Annotated in this window: 4 protein-coding genes; 2 read left to right on the top strand and 2 right to left on the bottom strand. The window is 60.0% G+C overall.

Features of this window, described 5'->3' with window-relative positions:
- Positions 1-2,424: YadA-like family protein (locus E4P00_RS27695; RefSeq protein ID WP_248133403.1), on the top strand; the 2,424-nt coding region annotated here is incomplete at its 5' end.
- Positions 2,425-2,681: 257 nt separating this feature from the next.
- Positions 2,682-3,563, top strand: coding sequence for a hypothetical protein (locus E4P00_RS27700; protein WP_078820960.1), 882 nt, complete (start codon positions 2,682-2,684; stop codon positions 3,561-3,563).
- Positions 3,564-3,634: 71 nt separating this feature from the next.
- Here E4P00_RS27700 and E4P00_RS27705 read toward each other — a convergent pair whose 3' ends face one another.
- A complete protein-coding gene (locus E4P00_RS27705) occupies positions 3,635-4,060 on the bottom strand; it encodes a response regulator (protein WP_078820959.1) in 426 nt (141 codons plus the stop codon).
- A 32-nt stretch (positions 4,061-4,092) separates the two neighbouring features.
- Positions 4,093-4,316 (bottom strand): EAL domain-containing protein (locus E4P00_RS27710; protein ID WP_248133404.1); only part of this gene is annotated, 224 nt, incomplete at its 5' end.

Raw genomic sequence — 4,316 nt, forward strand, 5'->3', positions numbered from 1 at the left:
GTCACCAACGGCGCTGGTATCAAGTACTTCCACAGCAACTCGGCCCTGGGCGACAGCACGGCCACCGGCACCGACAGCGTAGCCATCGGCCCGGTGGCAACTGCTTCGGCCGACAACGCCATTGCCTTGGGCAACGGTGCCAATGCCAGCATCGCCAACTCCCTGGCCCTGGGTAATGGCGCCACCACCGCTGCGGCCACTGCAACTGCCAGCGGCGTGATCAATGGCACCACTTACAATTACGCCGGTACTGCGCCTGTGGGCGTGCTCAGTGTCGGTGCCGTCGGTGCCGAGCGGCAGATCAGCAATGTCGCCGCTGGGCAGGTGTCAGCCACCAGCACGGATGCGGTCAACGGCAGCCAGTTGAATGCCACCAACACCTCGGTCACCGACCTGAGCACCAACGTCAATACCTCGGTCACCAACCTGAGCACGCAGATCAGCAACCTCGCCAACAGCGCCGGCAACCAAATCGGCCAACTCGGCCAAAGTGTGAGCAACGCTCTGGGTGGCGGTGCGCAGGTGGATCCGACTACTGGCGCCATGACCGCACCAAGCTTCAGCACCACCACCATCGACGCGGCTGGCAATACAACCACTGCCACCACCAGCAACAATGTCGGCGATGCCTTGACTGGCCTCAGCAACAGCCTGGCCAACACCGCTGCAGTGGGCGTCAAGTACGACAATGTGAGCACCAAAACCCGGGTCACCTTCAACCCAGGCGGCACAGCAACGACCCTGAGCAACGTCGCTGCCGGCAGCCTGAGCGCTACCAGTACAGACGCGGTCAACGGCAGCCAACTGTTCAATACCACCGCCCAGCTCAATAACTTGATTGCCAACTCCGGGAGCCAAAACCAATACGTCGTCAATGCACTGGGCGGTGGCGCGCAAGTGGATCCGGTGACGGGTGCTGTAACCGCGCCCAGCTTCAACACCACCACCATCGATACGGCAGGCAATACGACCACCGCCACCACCAGCACCAATGTCGGCGATGCCTTGACGAGCCTCAGCAACAGCCTGGCCAATACCGCTGCGGTGGGCGTCAAGTACGATGACGTGAACAGTAAAACGCGAGTGACCTTCAACCCAGGTGGCGCTGCGACCACCCTGACCAACGTCGCCGCCGGCAGCCTCAGTGCTACCAGCACCGACGCAGTCAATGGCAGCCAGCTTTTCTTGACCAATAACACCGTTGTCGGCCTGACGACTCAGCTCAACAACATCGTGAACAGCGGCTCAAGCATCAAGTACTTCCACGCCAGTTCGTCCAAGGCCGATTCGCTGGCCACCGGCACCGATGCCATGGCAGTAGGCCCCAATGCCCAAGCCAGCGGTACGGCGGCCATTGCCGTGGGCAATGAAACTGTTGCCAGCGGCAGCAGTTCGGTAGCGCTGGGTGACGGCGCGAAAGCCACCGCTGCCGGCAGTGTCGCCATCGGCAAGGGCGCCAGTGACGACCAGCGCGGTACCGAGACCTATACCGGCAAATATTCGAATGCAAGCAACACCACGGCCGGCGTCGTATCGGTAGGCAACGCGACCACCGGCGAAACACGCGTAGTGAGCAACGTGGCTGATGGCAGCCGGGCTACCGATGCGGTCAATGTGCGTCAGCTCGATGGTGCGGTGGCCGAGTCCAAGGCCTACACCGATACCAGCCTGAATCAGATTCAAGGCTCGATCAAAAATGTGGACGGCGCGATTGCCAACGTCACCAGCAGCGTGACCAAAGTCGAAGCAGCGGTGACCAGTGTGCAGAACGGCACCAGCGGTGCATTCCAGGTCAACAACACCCGCGCCGCAGCGCAACCCAAGGCAAGCGGTACCAACGCGGTAGCCGGTGGCATGGGCTCGCAAGCCTCGGGTAATAACAGCATGGCCGTAGGCAGCAACACCGTGGCCAGCGCTGAAAATGCCACGGCAACGGGTAACGGCGCCCAGGCAACGGCACAAAACAGCGTGGCCCTGGGGGCCAACTCGGTGGCGGATCGCGAGAACAGCGTCTCGGTAGGTAGCGCGGGTGGCGAACGCCAAATCACCAATGTCGCAGCCGGCACCCGTGGCACGGATGCCGCCAACATTGACCAAGTGAGCCGCGGCATCATGAATGCCAACATCAATTCCAAGGCTTACACCGATCAGCGCTTTGCCGATCTCAAACACAACCTCAAGCAGCAGGACGACACCCTGAGCGCTGGTATCGCCGGCGCCATGGCAATGGCCAGCCTGCCGCGCTCGTCGGTGGCCGGCGGCAGCATGACGTCGGTGGCGATGGGTAATTACCGCGGGCAATCGGCACTGGCTATTGGCGTTTCGCACGTGTCCGAGAATGGTCGCTGGTCGACCAACTTCATGGGCACTACGAGCAGCCAGAATGACACTGGCGTGGCCGTGGGGGTTGGTTATCAGTGGTGATTGCGAACCGAACCGATAATGAAAAAAGCCCGGCCTGCGCGTAATGCAGGTATCCAATGTGGGAGGGGGCTTGCCCCCGATAGCAGTGTGTCATTCACAGCATCAGTGACTGATCCGGCGCTATCGGGGGCAAGCCCCCTCCCACATTTGGTTCACCTGCCTTCAGATTTGCATCAGGCTCGCACAGGGCATTTTTCTTCTACGCTGAGTTACATCCCTATGCCCACCTACGGATTGCCCACGACAGGATCCCCTGAATGAAAACCCAACTGCCGCTATGCTTTGGTTTGATCGCTTGCCTGGGCCTGGCCGGGTGCCAGGAAAAAACCTCTCCCCCTACTGCCAGCCAGCCCGAGTGGCTCGCCGTGCCCGCCCTGCCCATCCTGCAAAGCGCGGTGTTCAGCCTGGCAGACGCCCTCGTCCCGCATAAAAACCCCTTGGCCATGGAACAGATCTGCGCCCTGGCCAAAGGCGAGACCCAGCAGGCAAACGTCAACCACTTCATCCAGCAGCAAGGCGGCAACGCACAAAGCATTCCCCCACAGGGCCACCCATTGTCGTTGCTGGTAAACGGTGACCGCCAGGCGCAGACCCGTGCCTGCGCGGCGTATCTGGCAATCAGCGTGCTGTCACCCTTGAGCTTGAACGGTTTGCTGGTCGAGCAGGCAAGTGCCCCGCCCCAGGACAAGAACAAACCGGTAGAAAAACGTGAGCCTCAGATCGATCAGGCAAAACTGCTGGCGAGTCTGCCGGGCAAGCTGGCGATCGCACAAACCAATGCGGATTTTTTCGCGCTGATCGCCACCGAGCTGCAACAGCGTCCAGGGCTGACGCTGGAACAATACCGCCAGTTATCCATGGAGATGTTCGCGGGCCTGGCAGCCGACTATCTGCTGCGTTTGAAAGAGCAGACGCCCCCGCCCGGCACCGAATATAAAGTGCTGAAGCTGGACGCGGATCAGTTCATGTTCGTCAGCAGTACCCGTACCCTGTTCGAGTATGATTTTTCCGGGTTGAAACTGCAGCAGAATGGCATGACCTGGTTTGGCGAGGGCAAGCTGTTGGGCAAGGATTACTTTTTGAAGGTGGCCTACCTTCCCGGCACCGCCAAACAACTGAAGAACACACCAACGCCCTAGGGGCGTTGCGTGGGTTGAGCAGTGGAGCGACTTGGGGAGGGAAGCACGTAGCGAATGCGCGCGCCGCCCGTTCAGCGGGCAGGCGTGAGGAAAAAATACCGTGAAGGTGTCGGTCGTGCGGGGTCGATCTGGTCCATAAAACCTTTGATGGCAGCGGTATCCGGAACGCCCGGCAGCTTTTTGATCACCCTTGCCGGCGGTTTTCCTTCGGCCTTTGGCACCGCCAGGGGCAGCCCTTCGTAAATCAACGCATGGTGCACACTCGGGCAATCCTGGCAGAACGCTTCAAGATCAAGCATGGCGCCACCGACAAATGCGCTGTTGATGAGCAACAGATCGAAGGGCTCAATGGCATGGTCGATCATCGCCAGCAACTCCTCCAACGAAGAGACGGGCGCCACTCGATGGTAGCCGCAGTAATTGAGCATCCGTTCGAGGTTCAAGCGCTGCAGGTGGACGTGATCGGCAATCAAGATGCGTAAAGAACGTGTGGGCATTTATATATCCTTCCAAACCAGCCAGCAGACCGTCAGACGCGCTTTCCAGAGGGGGCGCGCGCTCCCAGCCAAGTCAAAAAATCTTTTTCGGTCATGGGTTTTGCAAAAAAATAACCCTGCCCCTGCACACACCCAAGCTCCAGCAACTGTTGATATTGATCTTGTTTTTCAATGCCCTCGACGACCACCGACATGCCCAGCGCCCTGCCCAGCTCGAGCGTGCACTTGATCACCGCAACACATCTTGGGTCATGGT

Origin of the sequence: Pseudomonas sp. B329 (assembly GCF_023127835.1) — a bacterium.
Taxonomy (GTDB): Bacteria; Pseudomonadota; Gammaproteobacteria; order Pseudomonadales; family Pseudomonadaceae; genus Aquipseudomonas; species Aquipseudomonas synxantha_A.

What these genes read in the sequence shown, in the direction of transcription:
- E4P00_RS27700 (WP_078820960.1), top strand. Translation starts at nt 2,682, where the DNA reads ATGAAAACCCAACTGCCGCTATGCTTTGGTTTGATCGCTTGCCTGGGC.
- E4P00_RS27705 (WP_078820959.1), bottom strand. Translation starts at nt 4,060, where the DNA reads ATGCCCACACGTTCTTTACGCATCTTGATTGCCGATCACGTCCACCTG.